Annotated in this window: 20 protein-coding genes; 10 read left to right on the top strand and 10 right to left on the bottom strand. The window is 53.5% G+C overall.

Features of this window, described 5'->3' with window-relative positions:
- Positions 1–76 precede the first annotated feature (76 nt).
- The 5 genes from fkpB to OGV74_RS21880 all read left to right on the top strand — a co-directional run bounded on the left by fkpB (position 77) and on the right by OGV74_RS21880 (position 3,895).
- Positions 77–526 carry an FKBP-type peptidyl-prolyl cis-trans isomerase gene (gene fkpB / locus OGV74_RS21900; RefSeq protein ID WP_003018929.1) on the top strand — a complete coding sequence of 150 codons (450 nt, stop codon included), beginning with the start codon at positions 77–79 and terminating at the stop codon, positions 524–526.
- 1 nt (position 527) lies between these two features.
- On the top strand, positions 528–1,478 hold the full coding sequence (ispH, locus tag OGV74_RS21895) for a 4-hydroxy-3-methylbut-2-enyl diphosphate reductase (protein ID WP_003018925.1): 951 nt from the start codon (positions 528–530) through the stop codon (positions 1,476–1,478).
- A gap of 66 nt (positions 1,479–1,544) precedes the next feature.
- A complete protein-coding gene (rihC, locus tag OGV74_RS21890; protein WP_048219746.1) occupies positions 1,545–2,459 on the top strand; it encodes a ribonucleoside hydrolase RihC in 915 nt (304 codons plus the stop codon).
- A gap of 97 nt (positions 2,460–2,556) precedes the next feature.
- Positions 2,557–3,120 carry a glucose-6-phosphate isomerase family protein gene (locus tag OGV74_RS21885; protein ID WP_086504878.1) on the top strand — a complete coding sequence of 188 codons (564 nt, stop codon included), beginning with the start codon at positions 2,557–2,559 and terminating at the stop codon, positions 3,118–3,120.
- Complete coding sequence (locus OGV74_RS21880; RefSeq protein WP_086504879.1) at positions 3,113–3,895, top strand: glucose-6-phosphate isomerase family protein; 783 nt, start codon at positions 3,113–3,115, stop codon at positions 3,893–3,895. The genes OGV74_RS21885 and OGV74_RS21880 overlap by 8 nt, the downstream gene beginning before the upstream one ends.
- A 40-nt stretch (positions 3,896–3,935) precedes the next feature.
- On the opposite strand, the gene OGV74_RS21875 is transcribed toward OGV74_RS21880, so the two are convergent.
- The 5 genes from OGV74_RS21875 to OGV74_RS21855 are packed head-to-tail and all read right to left on the bottom strand — an operon-like array spanning position 3,936 to position 8,249.
- The gene (locus tag OGV74_RS21875) at positions 3,936–4,754 is read right to left on the bottom strand and encodes a PTS system mannose/fructose/sorbose family transporter subunit IID (protein ID WP_003837346.1); all 819 of its coding nucleotides are present in this window, start codon (positions 4,752–4,754) and stop codon (positions 3,936–3,938) included.
- Positions 4,754–5,554, bottom strand: a complete 801-nt coding sequence (locus tag OGV74_RS21870; protein WP_016151644.1) for a PTS mannose/fructose/sorbose/N-acetylgalactosamine transporter subunit IIC — start codon at positions 5,552–5,554, stop codon at positions 4,754–4,756. The genes OGV74_RS21875 and OGV74_RS21870 overlap by 1 nt, the downstream gene beginning before the upstream one ends.
- Before the next feature lie 10 nt (positions 5,555–5,564).
- On the bottom strand, positions 5,565–6,059 hold the full coding sequence (locus tag OGV74_RS21865) for a PTS sugar transporter subunit IIB (RefSeq protein ID WP_003837349.1): 495 nt from the start codon (positions 6,057–6,059) through the stop codon (positions 5,565–5,567).
- An 11-nt stretch (positions 6,060–6,070) separates the two neighbouring features.
- Positions 6,071–6,499, bottom strand: coding sequence for a PTS sugar transporter subunit IIA (locus tag OGV74_RS21860; RefSeq protein WP_086504880.1), 429 nt, complete (start codon positions 6,497–6,499; stop codon positions 6,071–6,073).
- A gap of 4 nt (positions 6,500–6,503) precedes the next feature.
- Complete coding sequence (locus tag OGV74_RS21855) at positions 6,504–8,249, bottom strand: class I mannose-6-phosphate isomerase (RefSeq protein ID WP_086504881.1); 1,746 nt, start codon at positions 8,247–8,249, stop codon at positions 6,504–6,506.
- Between the two features lie 189 nt (positions 8,250–8,438).
- On the opposite strand from OGV74_RS21855, the gene OGV74_RS21850 reads away from it, so the two are divergent.
- The 5 genes from OGV74_RS21850 to caiF all read left to right on the top strand — a co-directional run bounded on the left by OGV74_RS21850 (position 8,439) and on the right by caiF (position 15,920).
- Positions 8,439–9,446 (top strand): LacI family DNA-binding transcriptional regulator, encoded by a 1,008-nt coding sequence (locus OGV74_RS21850; protein WP_003837354.1) that lies wholly within the window; start codon positions 8,439–8,441, stop codon positions 9,444–9,446.
- Positions 9,447–9,579: 133 nt separating this feature from the next.
- Positions 9,580–10,401, top strand: a complete 822-nt coding sequence (gene dapB, locus OGV74_RS21845; RefSeq protein WP_003018920.1) for a 4-hydroxy-tetrahydrodipicolinate reductase — start codon at positions 9,580–9,582, stop codon at positions 10,399–10,401.
- A 456-nt stretch (positions 10,402–10,857) separates the two neighbouring features.
- Complete coding sequence (gene carA, locus OGV74_RS21840) at positions 10,858–12,006, top strand: glutamine-hydrolyzing carbamoyl-phosphate synthase small subunit (protein ID WP_003018918.1); 1,149 nt, start codon at positions 10,858–10,860, stop codon at positions 12,004–12,006.
- A 17-nt stretch (positions 12,007–12,023) separates the two neighbouring features.
- Entirely contained in the window at positions 12,024–15,251 is a 3,228-nt protein-coding gene (carB, locus tag OGV74_RS21835) for a carbamoyl-phosphate synthase large subunit (RefSeq protein ID WP_048216847.1), read from the top strand.
- Positions 15,252–15,524: 273 nt separating this feature from the next.
- Entirely contained in the window at positions 15,525–15,920 is a 396-nt protein-coding gene (gene caiF / locus OGV74_RS21830) for a carnitine metabolism transcriptional regulator CaiF (protein ID WP_003018912.1), read from the top strand.
- A gap of 75 nt (positions 15,921–15,995) precedes the next feature.
- On the opposite strand, the gene caiE is transcribed toward caiF, so the two are convergent.
- The 5 genes from caiE to caiA all read right to left on the bottom strand — a co-directional run bounded on the left by caiE (position 15,996) and on the right by caiA (position 21,519).
- Positions 15,996–16,592, bottom strand: coding sequence for a carnitine operon protein CaiE (gene caiE, locus OGV74_RS21825; RefSeq protein ID WP_086504882.1), 597 nt, complete (start codon positions 16,590–16,592; stop codon positions 15,996–15,998).
- Positions 16,593–16,598: 6 nt separating this feature from the next.
- Positions 16,599–17,384, bottom strand: coding sequence for a crotonobetainyl-CoA hydratase (gene caiD, locus OGV74_RS21820; RefSeq protein WP_086504883.1), 786 nt, complete (start codon positions 17,382–17,384; stop codon positions 16,599–16,601).
- Positions 17,385–17,438: 54 nt separating this feature from the next.
- Complete coding sequence (caiC, locus tag OGV74_RS21815) at positions 17,439–18,992, bottom strand: crotonobetaine/carnitine-CoA ligase (RefSeq protein ID WP_057063545.1); 1,554 nt, start codon at positions 18,990–18,992, stop codon at positions 17,439–17,441.
- A 61-nt stretch (positions 18,993–19,053) separates the two neighbouring features.
- Positions 19,054–20,271: an L-carnitine CoA-transferase gene (caiB, locus tag OGV74_RS21810; RefSeq protein WP_086504884.1), complete on the bottom strand. Its 1,218-nt coding sequence runs from the start codon at positions 20,269–20,271 to the stop codon at positions 19,054–19,056.
- 105 nt (positions 20,272–20,376) lie between these two features.
- Positions 20,377–21,519 (bottom strand): crotonobetainyl-CoA dehydrogenase, encoded by a 1,143-nt coding sequence (gene caiA, locus OGV74_RS21805; protein ID WP_003018898.1) that lies wholly within the window; start codon positions 21,517–21,519, stop codon positions 20,377–20,379.
- Between the last annotated feature and the right edge of the window lie 14 nt (positions 21,520–21,533).

Raw genomic sequence — 21,533 nt, 5'->3', positions numbered from 1 at the left:
ACTGCGATCCTTGTAGGCCCGGTAAGCGTAGCGCCACCGGGCAGACAGGCGGCAGCAATTTTAAAGAGCAACCTGCATGTCTAAATCAGTACAGAGTAACAGTGCGGTGCTGGTGCACTTCACCCTTAAGCTCGACGATGGCTCCACCGCAGAGTCAACCCGCAATAACGGCAAGCCTGCGCTGTTTCGCCTGGGCGACGGTTCTCTGTCTGAAGGACTGGAGCAACACCTGCTGGGGCTAAAAGAAGGCGATAAAACCACCTTTGCTCTGGAGCCGGATGCCGCCTTTGGCGTATCAAGTCCGGACTTAATTCAATATTTCTCGCGTCGGGAATTTATGGACGCGGGCGAGCCAGAAATTGGCGCTATCATGCTCTTTACCGCAATGGACGGCAGTGAGATGCCTGGCGTGATCCGTGAAATCAACGGTGACTCGATCACGGTTGATTTCAACCATCCGCTGGCTGGGCATACCGTTCATTTTGATATTGAAGTGCTGGAAGTCGAACCGGCACTGGAGGCGTAAAATGCAGATCCTGTTGGCCAACCCGCGCGGTTTTTGCGCTGGTGTAGACCGCGCTATCAGCATTGTCGAAAACGCGTTGGCTATTTACGGCGCGCCGATTTATGTCCGTCATGAAGTGGTACATAACCGTTATGTGGTGGATAGCCTGCGCGAGCGCGGCGCTATTTTTATCGAGCAAATCAGCGAAGTGCCGGATGGCGCGATCCTGATTTTCTCCGCTCATGGCGTGTCTCAGGCTGTGCGTAACGAAGCCAAAGGCCGCGACCTCACGGTTTTTGATGCAACCTGTCCGCTAGTCACGAAAGTGCATATGGAAGTTGCTCGCGCCAGCCGTCGTGGCGAAGAATCCATTCTGATTGGTCACGCCGGACACCCGGAAGTTGAAGGCACGATGGGCCAGTACAGCAACCCGCAAGGCGGAATGTATCTGGTTGAATCACCAGATGATGTGCTGAAACTGAATGTGAAAAATGAAGGCAAATTATCCTTCATGACGCAGACCACGCTCTCCGTTGACGATACTTCTGACGTTATTGATGCTCTGCGTCAACGCTTCCCGAAAATTGTCGGACCGCGCAAAGACGATATCTGTTATGCCACCACCAACCGTCAGGAAGCGGTCCGTGCGCTGGCGGAACAGGCTGATGTTGTGCTGGTGGTCGGCTCGAAGAACTCCTCTAACTCCAACCGTCTGGCTGAACTGGCACAGCGAATGGGGAAAGCGGCGTATTTGATTGACGATGCGACCGACATCCAGGAAGCGTGGGTGAAAGAGGCGAAGTGCGTAGGTGTGACGGCCGGAGCATCGGCGCCGGATATCCTGGTGCAAAACGTGATTGCTCGCCTGCAGGAGCTTGGCGGTGGGGAAGCTATTCCGCTGGAAGGCCGCGAAGAGAACATCGTTTTCGAAGTGCCGAAAGAGCTGCGTGTGGATGTTCGTGAAGTAGAGTAAGTCTTTCCGGTTACGATTATGAGAAGATGCCAGACTTAACGTCTGGCATTTTTTTATGGAGAAACCATGCGCTTACCGATCATTCTTGATACCGATCCCGGCATTGATGATGCCGCCGCCATTGCCGCCGCGCTGTTTGCCCCTGAGCTGGATCTGCAACTGATGACCACGGTAGCAGGCAATGTGTCGGTGGAAAAAACCACCCGTAATGCGTTGCAACTGCTGCACTTCTGGAATGCGGATGTTCCACTGGCGCAGGGAGCATCGATGCCGCTGGTGCGGCCACTGCGTGATGCCGCTTCCGTGCACGGCGAGTCCGGTATGGAAGGGTATGAATTTGTCGAACACGACCGCCAGGCGATGGCAAAACCCGCCTTCCAGGCGATTCGCGATGCGCTGATGCATGCCCCGCAGCCCGTGACGCTGGTGGCAATTGGCCCGCTGACCAACATTGCGCTGCTGCTGACCCATTATCCTGAATGCGTATTCAACATTCACCGTCTGGTGATTATGGGCGGCTCTGCCGGGCGCGGGAACTTCACACCCAACGCCGAGTTTAATATTGCTATCGATCCCGAGGCTGCCGCGAAAGTCTTCCAGAGCGGGCTGGATATTGTGATGTGTGGGCTGGATGTTACTAACCAGGCCATGCTCGCCCCGGACTATCTGGCGACGCTCCCCCAGCTTAACCAGACGGGAAAAATGCTGCACGCGCTGTTTAGCCATTACCGTAGCGGCAGTATGAATACGGGGCTGCGAATGCACGATCTGTGTGCCATTGCCTGGCTGGTGCGTCCGGAACTGTTTACCCTGCAGTCGTGTTTCGTGGCGGTTGAAACCCAGGGCGAATATACCTCAGGTGCGACGGTGGTGGACATCGAAGGACGTCTGGGGCATCCAGCAAATGCGCAGGTTGCGCTGGGTCTGAACGTTGAAGGTTTCCAGCAGTGGGTGGCAGAGGTGCTTGCACTGGCCCCTTGAGGCTGTGATCCGGCCCGCAATATGCAGACAGAATTAGCAGGTTAATCGATTAATCTGCTAATCTGATCCTGTTGTTCTCCTCGGGCCGGAGACACATATGAACCTTTCTTTTATCCAGCCACCGCAGGTGGCGTGGGCAAGCGGCGCTTTGGCCGATGGCCCGTTATTGCGCAAATCTACCCGTATTCAGGATCTTACTGACGTTTTTGCCGATGAAAACGCCCGTCAGCAATTGGCTGGTGAGCAGGTCGTGTATGACGTTGAGATGCTGGATACGTCTTCCGCTGAAGGTGAACTCTACACCGGCGTTACCCATCTTTATCCTGGTCGGGTCGGCTGCGAGTATTTTATGACCCGCGGGCATTTCCATGAGCGCCGCGAACAGGGGGAAGTCTATTTCGGTCTGCGTGGCACTGGTTTGCTGCTGTTGCAAACCGAACAGGGCGACGCGAGGTTGGAAAAGGTATTCGCCGGATCCATCCACATTATCCGCGGCTTTACCGCGCACCGGTTAATCAACACCGGGGAAGAGGTACTGTCGGCGCTCGCCGTATGGCCGGGGATTGCGGGTCATGATTATGCGGCGCTCGCCAGGGGCTTCAGAATAAGAGTCTTTGAGGAAAATAATCGGGTTCAGGCGAAGGAGGTACAGAATGGCTGACTTAGCGCATTCTTACGGCCTCGATATGACGGTTCATCATCGCCCGCTTGGCTTTAGCTATGGGGATGAGGTTACCGGGCCGATGCCGGAAATTCGTCAACTCGATGACATCCGCGCCTCGCTGCGCGATCCGCACTGTGAAGGGCCGCAAGAGGTGTATGCCATTGCGATGGATGTGGCGCGAATGCAGGATCGCGAAGAGTTGAAAAAGCGGATGCTGTTATTTGGCGTGGTGACTTATGCGGCGGGACGACTGGGGGAAGAGCCGGTGCGTAGTCAGGGACATATTCATCGTATCAGTCAGCACAGCGGCTGGTCCCCGCCGGAGCTTTACGAAATCTGGCAGGGAAAAGCGATAATCTATATGCAGGAGTATGTTGAGGATGACCCTGGCCGCTGTTTTGCTGTAATTGCCGGACCCGGTGAGAAAGTGTTGGTACCACCCGGCTGGGGGCATGCGACCATATCCGCAGATCCGGATGTCCCGTTAACCTTTGGTGCGTGGTGCGATCGTGAATATGGTTTTGAGTACGACGCCGTGCGTGCGCATAAAGGGTTGGCGTGGTACCCGTTACTGCAGGGAAACAACGTTATCTGGCAGCATAATCCGCGTTACATTCCCGGACGATTGCAGGCCGTAACGCCCCGACAATATACGGAGTTCTCAATTAGTTCTGCACCTGTTTACCAGCAGTTCATCGAGGACCCGACGCGCTTTCAATTTATCTCACGCCCGGACAAATATCCCGAGCTGTGGCAAAACTTTCACCCATAAAGAGCCGGGGCATAGCCCCGGCTGTATCGTTTTCTGTGTATTACCCCGCAAACAGGCCCGTGGCGACGCCAAGCGCCGCCAGGACCAGCAGCAATACCATCGCTTTCACTGGCGACACACCACGCTTGGCCATCAGATACCAGGTGCCAAGTACCACTATCAGCGGCAGTAACTGCGGGAAGATACCGTCCAGCATTTGTTGAACATGGATATTCACCCCATCTTTGGTAATAAATTCCAGCCCGGTACCAAGTTTAACGTAACTTGCCGCCACGCCCCCCATGACAAACACGCCCAGCAGCGATAATGCTTCACGCAGACGGGCAGACTTGCTACTCACCAGCATTTCCACCGAGCCGGAACCCATCTTGTAGCCTTTCAGGAACAGGAACCACGAGCCGGGAATGATGATAGCCAGCCAGGCAACGGTATAAAACAGCGGCCCCAGAATATTACCGCCGGCCGCCAGGGCCATGCCGATGCTGAGCAGGATAGGGATCAACATGCCGGGGATCATTGAATCGCCGATCCCGGCAATAGGGCCCATCAGACCAACCTTCAAGGTATTGATGGTCTCGCCATCGATCGGCTCACCGTTCGCTTTTTTCTCTTCCAGCCCCAGCACCATGCCATTTACGATCGCGCCTATCTGGGGTTCTGTATTATAAAACGAGGCGTGGCGGCGCAGCATCTCTGTACGTTGGGTTGCGTCGGGATAGAGCTTTTTCGCCACCGGGAGCATACTCAGGCAAAAGCCAAAAGACTCCAGACGCTCAAAGCTCATCGATGACAAGTTGTGCATCATCCATGCGCGCCAGCAGCGGCGAAGATCTTTACGCGTAAGTGTACGTTCTTCCATCAGAATTCATCCTCATCATCATCGGCTACCGACTTTGCATTCGCGGCCTGCGGCGGTTCCGGTTTGTAGTTGTAATGGATCAACGCCAGCAGTGAACCGACGATCACCAGCGCGACCATGTTGAGTTTTAAAAAGACGATGCAGACAAAACCGACGAGGAAGTAGATCAGCATGGTGTAGTTTTTGATGATCTGCTTGAGCAAAATCGCGATCCCGACTGCAGGTAAAATGCCGCCCAGTACGTTCATCGTCGACAGAACAATTTTCGGCAAACTGTCCATAAAGCCGCTGATGTATTGTGCCCCGAAGTAAACCGCAATAAAGGTCGGTACAAAACGCAGGACAAAGTTTGTCACCTGTGGCCAGATGGCGCTGTTCAGGTAAATGCCGCGTTCGTCGCCCCGTTCCAGTGCCACATCTGCCCGGTGATTCCAGAAGGAGTTCAGTACCATCATCGCGTTAAATAAAATGGTTCCGGCTATACCGATGGTTGCCGCCAGCGCGACCGCGACCTCGGGGCCTTTTCCGGAAAGGATCCCTAAAGCAATTGCCGGGTAAGCCACAAAGTTGAGGTCGGCGGGCATCGAACCGCCGGGTGTAACCATCGCGATATACACCGCCTGAACCGCGACGCCAATCATGATCCCGGTTTTAATGTCGCCGAGGATAATCCCGACCAGCATTCCGGAAATCAGCGGGCGGGTGATCAGGTACCAGCCGCCGGTCAGTCCCAGCAACCAGGGGCTGCTAAGGGCGCCGAGATAGCAAAGTATGCCAATCAACGTAGCTTCGATAATCATCGTGCGCTCCTTATTTCAGCTTCTGACGTGCGTCCTGCCAGCTGTAGCAACTGGCATCAGGCACCAGGCGAAACTCAACCAGGTGGCCATGCTGTGTCAGCCAGTCAAAGGCGGCAATTTCATCCCCGTTGACCGACTGATTCGGACCGATGGTGGTGGTATCAGCACGAGCACTCATTGGACCCACATTAATCTTGCCGTTGGCATTTTTCAGGCTGATACCGGCTTCTTCAATGCGTTTGAGCGTCACGGGGGATTTGCCAATGACGAAATAACGTTTCTCGCTGGCAATGACTTTCGGCAGTTTTTCAATTGCGGTGGCCGTATCAAACAACCAGACTTTGGTGTCCTGCACAGCGCCTTTCATCACCGAAGAGAGCAGAGGGTCGGCCGCGACGGCGTCGTCTATAGCGACAATTCCGTCACAGGGCAGCTCTTTGGCCCAACGTGTCACGAGCTGCCCATGGATTACGCGGTCATCGATACGTACAAAAGAAATACTCATAGTGGTTTCCTTTAAAAATCGTCGGACTGAACGGATAAAACCGGGACGGCTTTAATCAGCGTGGGTACCGTCAACGCCAACAGCTCGACGGCTGCGGCGTGAACGTCCGTTAAATGGCAGATCTCTTCGCTTTGTAACAACATTGGGAAATTGACTCCCGCTACCACGGCAACAGGAGGAACCGTTTGTGCAGAAAACGCATGATGGCAGGCGACATTCCAGGGTGTACCGCTTTGCATGTCACACAGCACCAGAACGCCGTCAGCGTCTTTCCCGGCACTGGCGAGGACCTGAGAGAACGACTGTTTAAACCCTTCGATACCTGCCTGTTCACTCAGCGTGACGGGATAAACATGCGGTAATTCTCCGTAAACCATACGACCGCTGGCGAGAAGCGCTTCCGCCAGGGGGCCATGGGTGGCAACAATAACGTTAATCATGCGCTTATCCTCTGACCCAGGCTTTAATCGTGGCAAGCTGTTGACCGATGCCTTTGCCAAACGGCGAAATGCGATACTCTCCAACGGCGGCTGGGATGATAAAGGTCTCTGCATAGTTGACGACAAACGGGGCAAACGCGCCGCTCGGGCTTTCGACAACGGCCTGAGCTCCTTCGACAAGGTTAAGGACGTTTACGCCGCCATGGGTATGGTGAGTGACCGGTGCCGTAAACCAGTGGCGACGCGTTTCGATAAATTCGCGTTCGTGCATCCCGGTTCTTTCTTCTCGCCAACCTTCTCCTTCTGCGATGGGGTCAATACGGTTGACCAGATTGTCGTGTACCCATTGCGTGTCACGCTGCCAGTCAATAACCTGTTGGCCGTGATCCAGATGCACCGGACGCGGTAAGCCGTCTAATCCTAAGCGACCCCAGTCCCACAGTTTGAAGGTGAAAATATACGGCGTTGCGCTGATCTCCAGCACCATGGTGCCTGCTCCTGAACAGTGGACGGTTCCGGCGGGGATCAGGAAGTGATCGTGTTTATGCGCAGGGATCTGGTTCACGAATCGTTCATCATCAAACGTTTTTTCACCACGCCCCGCTGCCCGGAGATCGTCGAGCATATCTTGCGGCGCGATCCCGGTTTTGGTGCCGAGATACACCACGGCGTCCGGCTCGGCTTCGAGAATGTAATAGCTCTCATCCTGGGTATAGTGCATGCCAAACTGCTGCTGAATGTATTCGGTAAGCGGATGAACCTGAAAGCTCAAATTCTGGCCACCAATAGTGTCAAGAAAGTCAAAACGGATCGGGAATTCCGCGCCAAAGCGCGCATGGACTTTTTCGCCCAGCAGTGGGCGGGGACAGGTCAGCACCAGATCCTGAGAGGGGATCTCGATCCGCACGTTGCCAAAACGCAGTAACAGGCTGTTTTCCTCGGGCACGCAATCAAAACACCACGCGTAATTGGGGGCTGAGGGATCGAGATCGAAGCGTTGTTTCATCCATTGCCCGCCCCAGACGCCAGGGTCAAAGAAAGGGACAACGCGAAACGGTTGTTGGGTGGTTTGTTGCAGACCGGCGCGTAGCGCGTCGCCGCTGACCATCGCGGGACTATTTTCTACCGTGGTATCGAGCAAATAATCGGCACGTTTGAGTAACGGCGTTTTGTGTTTGTCGAAGACCCGCCATTCAATGAAAAAAGCACGTTTGTAACGACGAAGAATATCTTCATCCTGGTTTTTTGCCCCCCAGTTACCCAGCCCGTCATGGCGCATGCGCTGCTGAATTTCCCAGCGCGGAAGGTCAGCATAAACCAGCACGTCACCCGGGTGTGCCAATGCAGCGCCAGAGCCGTATACCACGACCAACCCTTCACTAATGGCATCAATCTGTTGGCGGAGCTGGCTGAGTTTGTCGCTATCAAAAAATTCATCCAGGTGATGACAGGAAAGCACGCCGAATACGCGATCGTCGGTCAGGTTACGCGCCAGTAAATCATGCAGGGCCTGCTCATCGCGGCGGGCGGATTCAATATTCAGCACCAGTGCGGCATCTAATGCCGTAACGAGCTGTTGCTCCAGTTCGTCAAGCCGCACGCCCGGATAGCAATCCACGATCAATACGGTTTTGGCTGCGCCAGATACTTTGGTGTTAATCACTGAATGGATCGACGACCAACCCTGCCAGGCGTGGTTGTCATAGCCCTGAATGCTAACCTCAGGGAATTTATTATAGGTTGTACGCATTTTCTGTCTCCGTGTTGGCTTATTTAAGATTAATCGATTAACCTTATTTTCATAGTGTGGTTAACGCGATTAACCCGCCATATTCAGGATCCAGTGCGGTGAAAAGCACGTTAGCGTGATGTGAATCACACGTAAAAAGACAAGATTTCGGTTATTCGATTAACCTTTGCAATAAATTCAGGAGAAGTCATGACAACAGTCACGTTGGCGCAGGTAGCGGAACGCGCGGGAGTCTCCACGGCAACCGTTTCAATGGTATTGCGTAACCGGGGACGCATTTCTCAGGCCACGCGTGACCGCGTGCTCAAAGCGCTGGACGATACTGGCTACGTTTATAATCAAACCGCCGCCAACCTGCGTAACCGGAGCAGTAATCAGGTCGGATTGTTGTTACACGATATCACTAACCCTTTTTACGGTGAGATGACGGCAGGGCTGAGCCATGAGATGGAGCGGCATGACCTGCTGCTGTTTCTGGCAAACAGCGAAGAGTCAGGAGAACGGCAGCAAAAATTTGTCGACTCGTTGATGCGCAATAATGCCTGCGGCATGGTGCTCTGCGCGGCGCGTGAAACGCCGACATCCTTCTTCGAAGCGCTGAAACGGCGCAATATTCCCGCCATCATGGTGGTCCGTCCCCTTAGCGATCCTGATTTTGATTTTGTGGGCACCGATAACTTTCTCGGTACGCAAATGGCCACCACCCATTTAGTCAAAATGGGGCACAAGAATATTGCGTTTATTGGGGGGAGCCCAAGTTCCGGGAGCCGGGCGCAGCGTATAGGTGGATTCACCAGCACGTTGCTGGAGCATAGAATATCGCCTAATCCGGAATGGATAGTGGCGACGCAGGCCAGCCAAATTGATGGCGCAAAAGCGGCGGAGTCTCTTCTTCTGCGCTTCCCGCAAATTACCGCTGCCGTTTGTTATCAGGATATCGTGGCGCTTGGGGTCATGCAGGCATTACGTAAAATGGGGCGTGAACCAGGGCGCGATTTTGCGCTGGTGGGGTTCGACGACATCACCGAAGCGGCGCTGGTACAGCCTGCGCTCACCACTGTGTCGGTGGCGGCAAAAGAGATTGGTCGCAAGGCTGGGGAGCTGCTTTACAGTCGCATTCAGGGAAATGACGAACCACCGAAACGTATTATTCTGCCGCCTGCGCTGGTGGTCAGAGAATCATGTGGTTTTAGCTGATCGTCATGCCTTTTACTGATATCTCTGCCTGTTTATCATTAAATTCTAATTATCGACGTTTTCGGCTGGCGGCGCAGCGTTGCGCTGGTTAATCTGAAAACGATTTACGTAAAATTAACAAAAGAGAATAGCTATGCATGATGCACAAATCCGCGTTGCCATCGCGGGAGCCGGAGGACGCATGGGGCGTCAGTTGATTCAGGCCACTCTCGGCATGGAAGGCGTACAGCTGGGCGCGGCGCTGGAGCGCGAAGGTTCCTCCTTATTAGGAAGCGATGCCGGAGAGTTAGCGGGAGCCGGGAAAACGGGCGTTACCGTACAAAGTAGCCTTGAAGCGGTGAAAGATGATTTCGATGTTTTCATCGATTTTACCCGCCCGGAAGGCACGCTGACGCATCTGGCGTTTTGCCGCCAACACGGTAAAGGGATGGTGATTGGCACCACCGGCTTTGATGACGCGGGTAAACAGGCTATTCGTGATGCCGCGCAGGAGATTGCTATCGTTTTCGCCGCGAACTTTAGCGTCGGCGTGAACGTTATGCTTAAGCTGCTGGAGAAAGCGGCGAAAGTGATGGGCGATTACACTGATATTGAGATTATTGAAGCCCACCACCGCCATAAAGTTGATGCGCCGTCAGGCACTGCGCTGGCGATGGGCGAGGCGATTGCCGGGGCGCTGGATAAAGATCTGAAAGACTGCGCAGTCTATTCACGTGAAGGTTACACTGGCGAGCGCGTACCGGGCACGATCGGCTTTGCCACGGTGCGGGCGGGGGATATCGTTGGTGAGCATACCGCGATGTTTGCTGATATTGGCGAGCGTATTGAGATCACGCATAAAGCGTCCAGCCGCATGACCTTTGCTAACGGTGCGGTGAGATCGGCAATTTGGCTAAAATCAAAGTCAAATGGTCTTTTTGATATGAAAGATGTGCTTGATTTACGTAATTTATAGCTTTTGCTACCCTTCGTGATGTGGTTATTGTAATCATAATTAATTGATTACATGGGGCAATATTTTATTGCCCTTTCATTTTTTCGCTTTTTAATGTGTTTTTTCTTTTAAATGAGTGTTTGTATATATTTTGTTGGGTGTTTATGTTATCTCAATGTAAATTTTGACCAAATGGTCCACTTTTTTCTCTCCCGTATTCTGTTTTTACACTCTTTGCCTACCGCAAGCGTTTTCCACCCCGAGTTAGCTGATCTTTTTGCCTGTTAAATCGTGTGATTTATCCCAGTGGCGCAAAATAATAATAAAAATTACCCTTTTGGGTAGACTTTTACGTGGGCTATCTCTAGAATGCCGCCGTTTGCCAGAAATCCATAGGTAAGCAAATTTGCATTGATTCATGAAGTGTTAATGAATTAATATGCAAATAAAGTGAGTGAATATTCTCTGGAGGGTGTTTTGATTAAGTCAGCGCTATTGGTTCTGGAAGACGGAACCCAGTTTCACGGTCGGGCCATAGGGGCAACAGGTTCGGCGGTTGGGGAAGTCGTTTTCAATACTTCAATGACCGGTTATCAAGAAATCCTCACTGATCCTTCCTATTCCCGCCAAATCGTCACTCTTACTTATCCTCATATCGGTAATGTCGGCACCAATGAAGCCGATGCAGAATCTTCACAGGTACATGCGCAAGGCCTGGTCATCCGCGACCTGCCGCTGATTGCCAGCAACTTCCGCGATACCGAAGACCTCTCTTCTTACCTGAAGCGCCATAACATTGTGGCGATTGCTGATATCGATACCCGTAAGCTGACGCGTTTGCTGCGTGAAAAGGGTGCACAGAACGGCTGCATCATCGCGGGCGATAACCCGGATGCGGCGCTGGCACTGGAAAAAGCAAAAGCTTTCCCTGGCCTGAACGGTATGGATCTGGCGAAAGAAGTGACCACCGCGGAGCCTTATAGCTGGACGCAGGGGAGCTGGACGCTGGCGGGTGACCTGCCGGAAGCAAAATCTGCCGATGAACTGCCGTTCCACGTTGTGGCTTACGATTTCGGCGCTAAACGTAACATTCTGCGTATGTTAGCGGACCGCGGCTGCCGCCTGACGGTTGTACCGGCGAAAACCTCAGCAGAAGACGTTCTGAAGATGAATCCGGACGGTATCTTCCTGTCCAACGGCCCTGGCGACCCGGCGCCGTGCGACTATGCGATTACCGCGATTCAGAAATTCCTCGAAACCGATATTCCGGTATTTGGCATCTGCCTCGGCCATCAGCTGTTGGCGCTGGCGAGCGGTGCGAAGACCATTAAGATGAAGTTTGGCCACCACGGCGGCAACCATCCGGTAAAAGATATTGATAACAACACCGTGATGATCACCGCGCAGAACCACGGTTTTGCTGTAGATGAAGCCTCCATGCCTGCCAACCTGCGCGTGACCCACAAGTCACTGTTCGACGGCACCTTGCAGGGGATTCATCGTACCGACAAACCGGCATTCAGCTTCCAGGGGCACCCTGAAGCGAGTCCGGGTCCGCACGACGCTGCACCGCTGTTCGACCACTTTATCGAGTTAATTGAGCAATACCGTCAGTCCGCGAAATAATCAGGAGTAAAAGAGCCATGCCAAAACGTACAGACATAAAAAGTATCCTGATTCTGGGCGCGGGTCCGATTGTTATCGGTCAGGCGTGTGAGTTTGACTATTCCGGTGCACAGGCGTGTAAAGCCCTGCGTGAAGAGGGTTACCGCGTTATTCTGGTGAACTCCAACCCGGCAACCATCATGACCGACCCGGAAATGGCCGATGCCACCTACATCGAGCCAATTCACTGGGAAGTAGTACGCAAAATTATTGAGAAAGAACGTCCGGACGCGGTGCTGCCAACCATGGGCGGTCAGACGGCGCTGAACTGTGCGCTGGAGCTGGAGCGCCAGGGCGTACTGGCTGAATTCGGCGTGACCATGATTGGCGCAACGGCGGATGCCATTGATAAAGCGGAAGACCGTCGTCGCTTCGATATCGCGATGAAGAAGATTGGTCTCGACACCGCGCGTTCAGGCATCGCTCACACCATGGAAGAAGCGCTGGCGGTTGCCGCTGACGTTGGCTTCCCGTGCATTATCCGCCCTAGCTTCACCATGGGCGGCACCGGTGGCGGTATCGCCTACAACCGCGAAGAGTTCGAAGAAATCTGCGAACGCGGTCTGGACCTTTCCCCAACCAACGAGCTGCTGATTGATGAATCGCTGATTGGTTGGAAAGAGTACGAGATGGAAGTGGTGCGTGATAAAAACGACAACTGCATCATCGTCTGCTCCATCGAAAACTTCGACGCGATGGGCATCCATACCGGTGATTCCATCACCGTAGCACCTGCCCAGACGCTGACCGACAAAGAATATCAAATCATGCGTAACGCCTCGATGGCGGTACTGCGTGAAATCGGCGTGGAAACCGGCGGTTCTAACGTCCAGTTTGCGGTAAACCCGAAAAACGGTCGCCTGATTGTCATCGAGATGAACCCGCGCGTATCCCGCTCCTCGGCGCTGGCGTCCAAAGCTACCGGCTTCCCGATTGCGAAAGTCGCTGCCAAGCTAGCCGTAGGTTACACCCTCGACGAACTGATGAACGACATCACCGGCGGCCGTACTCCGGCCTCGTTTGAGCCGTCCATCGACTACGTTGTGACGAAAATTCCACGCTTCAACTTCGAGAAATTCGTAGGTGCTAATGACCGTCTGACCACGCAGATGAAATCTGTTGGTGAAGTGATGGCGATTGGCCGCACCCAGCAGGAATCGCTGCAGAAAGCGCTGCGCGGTCTGGAAGTGGGCGCGACCGGCTTCGACCCGAAAGTCAGCCTGGACGACCCGGAAGCGCTGACCAAAATCCGTCGCGAACTGAAAGACGCTGGCGCTGAGCGTATCTGGTACATCGCCGATGCCTTCCGTGCTGGCCTGTCCGTCGATGGCGTGTTCAACCTGACCAACATCGACCGCTGGTTCCTGGTGCAGATTGAAGAGCTGGTGCGCCTGGAAGAAAAAGTCATTGACCTTGGCATCAACGGCCTCGACGCTGACTTCCTGCGCGTACTGAAGCGCAAAGGCTTCGCTGATGCGCGTCTGGCAAAACTGGCCGGCGTTCGCGAAGCGGAAATCCGCAAACTGCGTGACCAATATAACCTTCACCCGGTCTACAAGCGCGTGGATACCTGTGCGGCGGAATTCGCGACCGACACCGCTTATATGTACTCCACTTATGAAGATGAGTGTGAAGCGAATCCGTCCGTCGACCGCGATAAAATCATGGTGCTGGGTGGTGGTCCAAACCGTATCGGTCAGGGCATTGAGTTCGACTACTGCTGCGTACACGCCTCTCTGGCGCTGCGCGAAGACGGTTACGAGACCATCATGGTCAACTGTAACCCGGAAACCGTCTCTACTGATTACGACACTTCCGACCGCCTGTACTTCGAGCCGGTCACGCTGGAAGACGTACTGGAAATCGTGCGCATTGAGAAGCCGAAAGGCGTCATCGTACAGTACGGCGGCCAGACCCCGCTGAAGCTGGCGCGTGCGCTGGAAGCGGCAGGTGTACCGGTAATCGGCACCAGCCCGGATGCCATCGACCGCGCGGAAGACCGTGAGCGTTTCCAGCAGGCGGTTGACCGTCTGAAGCTGAAGCAACCGGCGAACGCTACCGTAACGGCTATCGAACAGGCTGTTGAGAAGGCGAAAGAGATTGGCTACCCGCTGGTGGTGCGTCCGTCGTATGTTCTCGGCGGCCGCGCGATGGAAATTGTCTACGACGAAGCCGACCTGCGTCGCTACTTCCAGACTGCGGTCAGCGTTTCTAACGATGCGCCGGTACTGCTGGACCGTTTCCTTGACGATGCGGTTGAAGTGGACGTGGACGCTATCTGCGACGGCGAAATGGTGCTGATTGGTGGCATCATGGAGCACATCGAACAGGCGGGTGTACACTCCGGTGACTCCGCATGTTCTCTGCCAGCGTACACCCTGAGCCAGGAAATTCAGGATGTGATGCGTCAGCAGGTGCAGAAACTGGCCTTCGAACTGCAGGTTCGCGGTCTGATGAACGTTCAGTTTGCGGTGAAGAATAACGAAGTTTACCTGATTGAAGTGAACCCGCGTGCGGCGCGTACCGTTCCGTTCGTCTCCAAGGCAACTGGCGTACCGCTGGCGAAAGTTGCGGCGCGCGTGATGGCCGGGAAAACGCTGACACAGCAGGGCGTAACCAAAGAAGTTATCCCGCCGTACTACTCAGTAAAAGAAGTAGTGCTGCCGTTCAACAAATTCCCGGGCGTTGACCCGCTGTTAGGGCCAGAAATGCGCTCTACCGGGGAAGTGATGGGCGTGGGCCGTACCTTCGCGGAAGCGTTCGCCAAGGCACAGCTGGGCAGCAGCTCCACCATGAAAAAACAGGGGCGTGCGCTGCTCTCCGTTCGCGAAGGCGATAAAGAGCGTGTGGTTGACTTGGCGGCGAAACTGCTGAAGTTTGGTTTTGAGCTGGATGCAACGCACGGCACGGCGATTGTGCTGGGCGAAGCGGGTATCAATCCACGTCTGGTGAACAAGGTGCATGAAGGGCGTCCGCACATTCAGGACCGTATCAAGAATGGCGAGTACACTTACATCATCAACACCACCGAAGGTCGTCAGGCGATTGAAGACTCTAAGCTGATTCGCCGTAGCGCCCTGCAGTACAAAGTGCATTATGACACTACCCTGAACGGCGGTTTCGCGACGGCGATGGCGCTGAATGCCGATGCCACTGAGAAGGTGACCTCGGTGCAGGAAATGCACGCGCAGATCAAAAAGTCATAAACAAAGAGTCCGGTGATAATTGCGTTAACCGGACCTGCAATATAATCTTGAAAGGGTTTCTGTAAAGAAACCCTTTTTTTATCTCTCGTAAGGTCATTCCTGGCCAAATGCAGTTTCATAACCACATTTTCAATGTAATAAGCACGATATTGCTCACACTAATCAACATTCAAGTCGCATACTATCTTTTATATCCACAATTTTAATATGGCTTAGTTTTTATTAATTTGGACAGGCCGTAGCCAGATTTTTAATTTGTGAAATGGTGTGCTTATGTGTGAAAAATATGTTGAAAGACCGCTTTATTTGTTAATTGCTGACTGGATGATGGCTGAAGATCGTTGGATCACCGCAAAAGAAATTTCCCGCCATTTTGATATTGAACACTGCAAAGCAATTAATACGCTCTCTTATATTCTGTCGGAAGTGGGAGAAATTGTTTGTGAAGTTAAGATGATCCCTAATCAGATTGCAGGCCGGGGCTGCCAGTGCCAGCGTCTGGTAAAAGTCATCAGTATTGATTCTCACCTCTACAACCGATTGAGCCACAATTTGCAGGAAAAAAAGGTGAGTGTGGCGAAAACGCCGCGGCTGTCTGCCGTTCCCCCAACAGAGCTCAACCGTGAGCAGAAATGGCAGATGATGCTCTCCAAGAGTATGCGTCGCTAATTGTCAGTTGCCTGATGGCGGCATAAACGGTGGTTGACGCGTAGGCCGGATAAGCGTGAGCGAATCCGGCATCAATTACTGTGCTGATTTGGGTTTTACGTCCGTCGTGCCTTTCAGGCGCGGCCGGTGTTCTTCGACCCGCGTTAATGGCTGCGTTTCGCGTAAACCTGCCCGGCAGCGGACCGCAAGATCCTGATACTCTTTGGTGTTTAACCGTTTCCAGTGCAGTTCCTGGTCCGTGACTTCACGCAATACGCGAGCGGGTGAGCCCACCAGCATCTGCCTTGCCTCCCCCTGAAATCCGGCTTTGACAAAGCTCATGGCGGCGACAATGCTCTCTTCACCAATCGCTGCGCCGTCCATAATGACGCTGTTCATGCCGATCAGCGCATCTCTGCCCACCATGCAACCGTGCAGGATTGCGCCATGGCCGATATGCCCATTCTCATGCACGATGGTGTCAGTGTCGCAATAACCGTGCATGATGCAGCCATCCTGCAAGTTAGAACCTGCCTCCAGAATCAGTCGACCATAGTCACCGCGCAGTGAGGCATGCGGGCCGACGTAGACGCCAGCCCCAACGATTACATCACCAATCAACACGGCGCTGGGATGAACATACGCCTCTGGATGCACTACCGGAATCAGGCCTTCAAAGGCGTAATAGCTCATCGGTTATCAGCGTCCTTTCCACTCCGGATCGCGTTTTTCTGCAAACGCCTGCGGTCCTTCAAGCGCATCTTCGGAGTGCAGCACTGACGGATAGTGCTTCAGCACGCCGCTGCGGATGTAGCGGTAGCCTTCTTCCACCGGCATTTCGCTGGTCGCACGATAAATCTCTTTCAGCGCGGCGATCGCCAGCGGGGCGCTATTCACCAGCTGCTGCGCCAGTTCGCGCGCGCTATCCATCAGTTCGCTCTGGCTGACAACGCGGTTGACGATACCCCAACGCAGTGCTTCTTCGGCACTCATTCGTCTGCCGGTCATCACCATTTCGTTGACGATAGCCGGTGGCAGTAGCTTCGGCAGACGCAGAACGCCGCCGCTGTCAGGCACGATCCCGAGCTTGGCTTCCGGTAGCGCGAAGCTGGCATTTTCCGCGCAGACGATAAAATCCGCCGCCAGCGCCAATTCAAAACCACCGCCAAACGCATAGCCGTTTACCGCAGCGATGACCGGTTTATTGAGGTCGAAAATTTCGGTTAAACCGGCAAAGCCGCCTGGGCCAAAATCGGCATCCGGCGCTTCACCTTCAGCTGCCGCTTTTAAGTCCCAGCCCGCAGAAAAGAATTTCTCACCGCCGCCGGTGATTATCGCTACGCGTAATTCCGGGTCATCACGAAAATTAAGAAACGCTTCACCCATGGCAAAACTGGTTTTTGCATCAATGGCATTGGCTTTAGGCCGGTCGAGGGTAATTTCCAGAATCGGGCCGTTACGGGTCAGATGTAATGATTCACTCATAGTTCATCTCCAGATAAATAGATTTCCCGGCAGGAGGAATTCCTACCGGGAGGGTTATTTCAGATTTTTTTTGATTATTTTTCCTGAACAATTGCGCGGCAGGTCGGTTCTTATCTCCATAAACGAGGGAACCTTGAATTTCGCCATATTGTTTTCGCAGAAGCTGAAGAACTCGGCTTCGCTTAATGTTTCACCTTCATTAAGGACGATAAACGCTTTAATGGCTTCATCACGGATTGAATCTTTAATACCGACAACCACAATGTCCTGAATTTTCGGATGCGCAGAAATAATATTTTCCAGCTCGACGCAGGAGACATTTTCTCCGCCGCGTTTAATCATGTTGCAGCGTCTGTCGACGAAATAAAAATAGCCATCCGCATCCTGATAGCCCGAATCTCCGGTATGTAACCAGCCTTCAGGTTCCAGCGCTTTGGCGGTAGCCTCCGGCTGGGCATAGTACTCTTTGAAGATTGTTTTGCCCGGCACGCCTTTAATACAGATTTCGCCAATTTCTCCGGCGGGCAGGGGACGGTTGTGATCGTCACGGATTTCGGCTTCATAGCTAAATCCCACGCGGCCAATGGAGGGCCAGCGTCGTTTGTCACCGGGACGGTCGCCGATAATACCGACGATGGTTTCAGTCATACCGTAGGAGGTCAGCAGCCTGACGCCAAAGCGTTCGGTAAAGGCGTCTTTTTCCTGTGCGGATAAATTGAGATAGAACATTACTTCGCGCAGGTGATGCTGTCTGTCGGTTGGCGCGGCAGGTTGTACCATCAGCGTTCTGATCATCATCGGAATGCATTCGGTAACCGTCGCCTTATATCTATGCACCTGATTCCAGAACGCCCTGGCACTGTACTTCTCTAGCAGCACAAAGGTGCTGCCAGCGGAGAATGTGGGCATTGCGGCGGTACACTGACAGTCGATATGAAAAGCGGGCATCACCGTCATATAGACGTCATCATCGCGCAGAGCGATTTGCCAGGAAGTGTAGTAGCCTGCAAAACGCAGGTTGTAGTGGGTAATCACCACCCCTTTAGGCCGTGAAGTGGTGCCTGAGGTAAACAGAATTTCCGCCGTATCGTCAGTGGATAACGCAGGTGTATAGCACAGCGTGGCGGACTGGCGGGATTGCAGTTGGGTAAAGTGGCTCACGCCGTCGTCAACCGGAAGCTGTTCGCCAATCAGGCAGATATGATTAAGCGGCGTGGTATTTTCCAGCCGTATCTGGCGGTACATAGGATAAAACTGGGCGCTGGTGACCAGCAGGCTTACCTGGCTGTTTTGCAGGATCCAGGCACTTTCTTCGCCCAGTAAGCGGGCATTAATCGGTACCATAATGGCGCCAATTTTTGCCAGCCCAAACCAGCAAAAAATGAATTCCGGACAGTTATCCAGATGCAATGCGACCTTATCGCCCTTGCGGATCCCTAAGGAATGGAAAAGGTTTGCCGTGCGGTTAATCTCTTCATTGAGCGAGGCATAGCTAAACTGCCGAACGACTCCTTCGCAGGATTCGAAAATTAACGCCGTTTTATCTCCGTACACCCCGGCCAGGTCGTCCCACATCTGACGTAAGTTTTGTCCGCCAACGATATCCATATTGCTTTATCCACTGAAATCAGGCGTGAGCGCTAACCAATGAGCGGTCAGCGCGTCGCGTTTATTCCTCAACTCTGGCCAGGCCTTTGCCGACCAGCTCATTTATGTCTGCTTCGCTATAACCAATGTTTTTCAGAATGGCGGTAGTATCCATGCCATGTGACGGCATGCCACGCCAGATTTTCCCCGGGTTGTTTTTAAATTTCGGCATGATGTTTGGCCCTTTGCAGGTGCGACCGTCCATCGTTTGCCACTGAGTAATAGATTCACGGGCAACGTACTGCGGGTTGCCTTCCAGTTCTGGAATGGTCAGCACCTTCGCGCAGGCGATGTTCAGCTCAGCAAAGCGCGCCTGGACTTCGGCGATGGTGTGCGTTGCCAGCCAGGCGTCCAGTTTCTCTTCCACGAGCGGGCCGTAAGGGCATTCCACACGATGAATAAGCTGGGTACCTTCCGGAACTTCCGGCGTGCCAAGAATGTGGGCGAGGCCAATATCTTTGAAGCACTCGTTGATTTGCGTGATGCCGACCAGCTCCATGACGATATAGCCATCGGCGCATTTATACAGGCCGCAGCCAGCGTAATACGGGTCTTTGCCTTTGGTCATGCGTGGGCAAATTTCACCGCCGTTGAAGTAATCCATCATGAAATACTGACCCATGCGCAGCATCACCTCGTACATGGCGATATCGATGCTTTCACCTTTACCCGTTTCGCGGACTTTGTGCAGAGCCGCCAGCGCCGCTGTCGTCGCGGTCATCCCGGAGAAGTAATCGGCGGTGTACGGGAAGGCTGGCATTGGCTGATCCACGTCACCGTTTTGGATCAGATAGCCGCTAAATGCCTGTGCGATGGTGTTATACGCTGGAAGATTGGTGTACTCCTCGGTACCAAACTGGCCGAAGCCGGAAAGGTGGGCGATAACCAGTTTCGGGTTATGTTCCCACAGCACTTCATCGGTAATACCGCGGCGGGCAAAGGCCGGGCCTTTACTGGCTTCAATGAAAATATCGGTGGTTTCCATCAGCTTCAGAAACGCTTCCCGGCCTTCATCTTTGAAAATATTCAGCGACAGGGCATGCAGATTACGGCGTGAGAGCTGCGGATAGTTAGGTTGCACGCGGATGGTATCGGCCCACGCAACGTTTTCAATCCAGATAACCTCAGCACCCCATTCGGCGAACATCTGTCCGGCGAACGGACCGGCAATTTCGATCCCTGAAAAGACAACGCGTACCCCGGAAAGCGGGCCGAAGGCTGGCATTGGTAAATGATTCATCATTTTTCTCCTGGCATTTTTTTGTAGGCCCGGTAAGCGCAGCGCCACCGGGCATATTGCCGGATGGTGGCGTAAACGCCTTATCCGGCCTACGAAACGAACGAATCAACGGTATTGCTTCAATACCGCACGACCCAACGTCAGGATCTGCATTTCGTCAGAACCTCCAGAAACACGGTCAACGCGCAGGTCACGCCAGAAGCGCGTGATGCGATGGTTACCCGCGATACCCACGCCACCCAGCACCTGCATGGCGGTGTCTACCACTTCAAATGCCGCGTTGGCGCAGAAGTATTTGCACATGGCCGCGTCGCCCGAGGTAATAGTGCCGTTATCCGCTTTCCATGCGGCTTCCAGCAGCATGTTTTTCATGGAGTTCAGTTTGATCGCCATGTGCGCGAACTTCTCCTGAATCAGCTGGAAACGGCCGATCGTTTCACCAAACTGTACGCGTTGGTTGGCATAACGCGCTGCGTCTTCAAAAGCGCACATTGCCGTACCGTAGTTGGTCAGTGCGACGAGGAAGCGTTCATGGTCAAACTCTTCTTTCACACGATTGAAGCCATTACCTTCCCGACCGAACATGTCTTTCTCGTCCAGTTCAACGTCATCAAAGGTGATTTCACAGCAGCTATCCATGCGCAGACCGAGTTTCTCCAGTTTGTTGACCTTGATACCCGCCTTGCTCATGTCAACAAACCACTCGGTATAAACAGGTTTATCCGGCGATGCACCATCTCTCGCCATCACTACGATGTACGGGGTATAGGCGCTACTGGTGATAAAGCACTTACTGCCATTAAGATAAACCTTACCATTTTTGCGTGTATAAGTGGTTTTCAGACTGCCAACATCCGATCCCGCTCCCGGTTCGGTAATTGCAGAGTTCCACATCTGCTTACCTGTTCCCTGGAACGCCATGATTTTATCGATTTGTTCCTGAGTCCCTTCACGCAGGAAGGTGTTAAAACCCCCCGGTAACTGGTACAGCACATAGGTTGGTGCGCCAAGACGTCCGAGTTCCATCCAGACGGCGGCAACGGTGACAAAACCGGCTTCCAGCCCGCCGTGTTCTTCCGGGATCAACAGGCTATCGATGCCCATATCTGCCAGTGCTTTTACAAAACGCTCAGGGTAGACGCTGTCGCGATCGCACTCGGCAAAATAAGCTTCCCAGTTCTCACTGGCCATCAGTTCACGAATACCGGCGACAAACAGTTCCTGCTCGTCATTTAAGTTGAAATCCATCTTTCAGCCTCTTG

Source organism: Citrobacter sp. Cf116, from assembly GCF_030336505.1.
Classification (GTDB): domain Bacteria; phylum Pseudomonadota; class Gammaproteobacteria; order Enterobacterales; family Enterobacteriaceae; genus Citrobacter; species Citrobacter freundii.
Note: the sequence above shows the minus strand (reverse complement) of the source record. Positions and strands in the feature narration are given on the sequence as shown.

What these genes read in the sequence shown, in the direction of transcription:
- ispH (WP_003018925.1), top strand. Translation starts at nt 528, where the DNA reads ATGCAGATCCTGTTGGCCAACCCGCGCGGTTTTTGCGCTGGTGTAGAC.
- OGV74_RS21850 (WP_003837354.1), top strand. Translation starts at nt 8,439, where the DNA reads ATGACAACAGTCACGTTGGCGCAGGTAGCGGAACGCGCGGGAGTCTCC.
- caiE (WP_086504882.1), bottom strand. Translation starts at nt 16,592, where the DNA reads ATGAGCTATTACGCCTTTGAAGGCCTGATTCCGGTAGTGCATCCAGAG.
- rihC (WP_048219746.1), top strand. Translation starts at nt 1,545, where the DNA reads ATGCGCTTACCGATCATTCTTGATACCGATCCCGGCATTGATGATGCC.
- caiD (WP_086504883.1), bottom strand. Translation starts at nt 17,384, where the DNA reads ATGAGTGAATCATTACATCTGACCCGTAACGGCCCGATTCTGGAAATT.
- fkpB (WP_003018929.1), top strand. Translation starts at nt 77, where the DNA reads ATGTCTAAATCAGTACAGAGTAACAGTGCGGTGCTGGTGCACTTCACC.
- OGV74_RS21875 (WP_003837346.1), bottom strand. Translation starts at nt 4,754, where the DNA reads ATGGAAGAACGTACACTTACGCGTAAAGATCTTCGCCGCTGCTGGCGC.
- caiA (WP_003018898.1), bottom strand. Translation starts at nt 21,519, where the DNA reads ATGGATTTCAACTTAAATGACGAGCAGGAACTGTTTGTCGCCGGTATT.
- caiF (WP_003018912.1), top strand. Translation starts at nt 15,525, where the DNA reads ATGTGTGAAAAATATGTTGAAAGACCGCTTTATTTGTTAATTGCTGAC.
- caiC (WP_057063545.1), bottom strand. Translation starts at nt 18,992, where the DNA reads ATGGATATCGTTGGCGGACAAAACTTACGTCAGATGTGGGACGACCTG.
- caiB (WP_086504884.1), bottom strand. Translation starts at nt 20,271, where the DNA reads ATGAATCATTTACCAATGCCAGCCTTCGGCCCGCTTTCCGGGGTACGC.
- carB (WP_048216847.1), top strand. Translation starts at nt 12,024, where the DNA reads ATGCCAAAACGTACAGACATAAAAAGTATCCTGATTCTGGGCGCGGGT.
- OGV74_RS21885 (WP_086504878.1), top strand. Translation starts at nt 2,557, where the DNA reads ATGAACCTTTCTTTTATCCAGCCACCGCAGGTGGCGTGGGCAAGCGGC.
- OGV74_RS21880 (WP_086504879.1), top strand. Translation starts at nt 3,113, where the DNA reads ATGGCTGACTTAGCGCATTCTTACGGCCTCGATATGACGGTTCATCAT.
- dapB (WP_003018920.1), top strand. Translation starts at nt 9,580, where the DNA reads ATGCATGATGCACAAATCCGCGTTGCCATCGCGGGAGCCGGAGGACGC.
- OGV74_RS21865 (WP_003837349.1), bottom strand. Translation starts at nt 6,059, where the DNA reads ATGAGTATTTCTTTTGTACGTATCGATGACCGCGTAATCCATGGGCAG.
- OGV74_RS21870 (WP_016151644.1), bottom strand. Translation starts at nt 5,554, where the DNA reads ATGATTATCGAAGCTACGTTGATTGGCATACTTTGCTATCTCGGCGCC.
- OGV74_RS21860 (WP_086504880.1), bottom strand. Translation starts at nt 6,499, where the DNA reads ATGATTAACGTTATTGTTGCCACCCATGGCCCCCTGGCGGAAGCGCTT.
- OGV74_RS21855 (WP_086504881.1), bottom strand. Translation starts at nt 8,249, where the DNA reads ATGCGTACAACCTATAATAAATTCCCTGAGGTTAGCATTCAGGGCTAT.